Raw genomic sequence first — 2316 nt, 5'->3', positions numbered from 1 at the left:
GTTTTTTTATGTCCCGCTTTATCGATTTGATTGTTCTTCATTGTGCTGCCAGCCCTGACGGCAAGCAGCTTGGCAATGCGCATGAGACCGCCGCGCAGGTCATTGACCGCTGGCACGCGGAGCGTGGTTTTCATCGTGCGCACCCTTCCATTAATCCCGAACTGACCGCCATCGGCTATCACTTCGTCATTGACTGCGACGGCACAGTGCTCACCGGGCGCGGTGAGGAAGAGATTGGCGCGCACGTTCAGGGTCACAATGCCAATTCACTTGGCATCTGCATGGTAGGCACTCGCCAGTTCACCGTTGCCCAATGGCTGGCGCTGCATGATCTGGTTGCTCGTTTGCAGGATAAGTATCGCAATGCAACGCTGCATGGCCACCGTGAGTTCGCCAACAAAGAGTGTCCGGGATTTGATGTCCCTGACTGGATTGCGGTGGACTTCGCCCCCCTGCCGGGGCATGTCTTCCCGGAGAGCGTATGAGCTGGCGTGACGTGCTGCTAAAGCTGCTGGCTGACCCGAAAACCGGCGAGGTCTCCGCCTCCGAGGTGATGACGGTCGGGGCGTTCATCATCACCAGCGTCATGGTACTGCACGCAGCATTTACCCATGCCCTGGCCGAGTATGAGTTTATCGGCTACATGGCGGTCTGGGCGATGCATAGCCAGGCGACGCGCCTGGTCGCGCTGCAGCGTGATCGTATGGAGAAATCCGATGATGATGCTCGTTAGTTTGCTGCGTCGTTTCATGGGGCCGGCGTTGCTGGCCCTGCTGGGTGTTATTGCCGGGTGGTTCGTTTATCACGGCATCTATCAGTCAGGCTATAGCGCAGCGGCGGCCGAGTATCAGTTGCGATTGTCTCACCAGGCGGAAACATTCGACCTGGCCAAGGCTCAGGCAGCCGAGGCCAGCAATCAGGCGCTGAAATCCGCCGTGGCACACGAGCGCGAGGCGTTGACGCGCGCTGAGCGGTTGACGGACGAACTGGCGCATAGGCAGCGCCAGTTGGCGGTGGTGCAGCACCTTCTGAAGGGAAAAATCAATGATGCCGTTACGCATGATGGTCCCCGTTTTACTGGGCTTGGCCCTGACAGCGTGCAGCTCTATGCCCGCGCCCTCGGTTACGCCGGAGCCGGTGATCGCTCTGTGTCCGACACCGCCGCCGGGCTTGCTCTCCATCCCGCCGATGCCGGACTTTCCCCGGTAGCGTTGCTGGGGCACGCCAGCGATTACGGCGCATGGTGCCTGTCGCTGCGCAACCAGCTGGTTGCACTGGAAAAGTTTTATCAGAAGGTGCCGGCGTCATGAGTACAGAGATGGTGTTGCATGTTGCACTCTGGCTGGTTGCCTCCTTTGGCGGGTTGTGGGTCGCGCAGTTGAAATACGCCCTGCACAAGCAGGCGCAACTGATTGAAGCCATCCAGCGCGACTACCTGCGCCGGGATGATGCCAGTGACCGCATGGATACGCTGAAAGAATTGGTGATCGACGTGCGTGATCGCATGGTGCGATTGGATGAGAAACTGGACCGCAAGGCGGATAAGTAGGAATCAGGTATGAATAAGCGTAAATCCCGTCCACGCGGGCTGGTCATGGCGCAGGAACGTCGCCTCCTGGAGGAGATGAATGACAAACTGGCCCGCATGGAGAGCAAACTCGACGTCGTTAATCGCGGCGCCGTTCGTCAGGGGGCGGTGGCCGGTGGTGTCGCCGGCGGCCTGGTCAGCGCCATCGTGTCGCTGTTTGTGACCCTGGCCAAGTCCAGGCACGGGCTGTAAGGCATGGCGTACTCGCAGGAGACGCGTGACAAGCTGCGGCAGGCATATGTCTACGGCGGTTTGACGCTGGAGCTGGCAGCGGCGCAAGCCGGTGTGCCGGCGTCGACGGCGACGCGCTGGAAGCGTGAGGCGGCAGATCGGAGCGAYAACTGGGAYAAGCACCGAGCGGCCGTGCTGATGGCCGGCGGYGGGATTGAAGATATCAGCMGGGTGATCCTGCTGAACACGCTGACCGAGTATCAGGCCACCATGGATGCTATCCGGGGTAACGCGACGATTTCAGCGGCAGACCGGGTCGATATGCTGGCGCGGCTCGGCGATTCGTTCAGCAAGTGCATCGCGGCCGGCAAGCGTGTGCTGCCGGAGACCAGTGAGCTGGCCATCGCGCTCGAGGTGGTCAAGCTGCTCGGTGACCTTATCGGCACGCGCTTTCCGAAGCACCTGCCGGCTTATCTGGAAATGTTGGACGCCATGGGCGATGAGGTGAAAAGGAAATATGGCTAGTTATACCAATGAAAAACAAGAGATTGAGCTGG

General features: G+C 60.0%; 6 protein-coding genes. All 6 read left to right on the top strand.

All coding sequences use genetic code 11. The annotated features are described in order from the left end of the window. The coding region (locus ADK28_RS18515) for an N-acetylmuramoyl-L-alanine amidase (protein ID WP_239686257.1) at nucleotides 1-485 on the top strand (485 nt) is incomplete at its 5' end. Then, nucleotides 482-733 (top strand): hypothetical protein, encoded by a 252-nt coding sequence (locus ADK28_RS18510; protein WP_048796288.1) that lies wholly within the window; start codon nucleotides 482-484, stop codon nucleotides 731-733. The genes ADK28_RS18515 and ADK28_RS18510, both read left to right, overlap by 4 nt. After that, nucleotides 717-1310 carry a hypothetical protein gene (locus ADK28_RS18505; protein ID WP_048796289.1) on the top strand — a complete coding sequence of 198 codons (594 nt, stop codon included), beginning with the start codon at nucleotides 717-719 and terminating at the stop codon, nucleotides 1308-1310. The genes ADK28_RS18510 and ADK28_RS18505 overlap by 17 nt, the downstream gene beginning before the upstream one ends. Continuing rightward, nucleotides 1307-1549: a hypothetical protein gene (locus ADK28_RS18500; RefSeq protein WP_065426231.1), complete on the top strand. Its 243-nt coding sequence runs from the start codon at nucleotides 1307-1309 to the stop codon at nucleotides 1547-1549. Before ADK28_RS18505 ends, ADK28_RS18500 begins: the two co-directional genes overlap by 4 nt. A gap of 9 nt (nucleotides 1550-1558) precedes the next feature. Beyond that, entirely contained in the window at nucleotides 1559-1780 is a 222-nt protein-coding gene (locus tag ADK28_RS18495; protein WP_048796340.1) for a hypothetical protein, read from the top strand. 3 nt (nucleotides 1781-1783) lie between these two features. Continuing rightward, entirely contained in the window at nucleotides 1784-2284 is a 501-nt protein-coding gene (locus ADK28_RS18490; RefSeq protein ID WP_048796339.1) for a DUF1804 family protein, read from the top strand. The last annotated feature ends 32 nt before the right edge of the window (nucleotides 2285-2316 follow it).

It is taken from the genome of Serratia sp. 506_PEND, assembly GCF_001076875.1.
In the GTDB taxonomy this organism is placed as follows: Bacteria; Pseudomonadota; Gammaproteobacteria; order Enterobacterales; family Enterobacteriaceae; genus Serratia; species Serratia marcescens.
Note: the sequence above shows the minus strand (reverse complement) of the source record. Positions and strands in the feature narration are given on the sequence as shown.

Coding starts and splice junctions, on each gene's coding strand:
- ADK28_RS18495 (WP_048796340.1), top strand. CDS start 1,559: ATGAATAAGCGTAAATCCCGTCCACGCGGGCTGGTCATGGCGCAGGAA.
- ADK28_RS18500 (WP_065426231.1), top strand. CDS start 1,307: ATGAGTACAGAGATGGTGTTGCATGTTGCACTCTGGCTGGTTGCCTCC.
- ADK28_RS18505 (WP_048796289.1), top strand. CDS start 717: ATGATGATGCTCGTTAGTTTGCTGCGTCGTTTCATGGGGCCGGCGTTG.
- ADK28_RS18510 (WP_048796288.1), top strand. CDS start 482: ATGAGCTGGCGTGACGTGCTGCTAAAGCTGCTGGCTGACCCGAAAACC.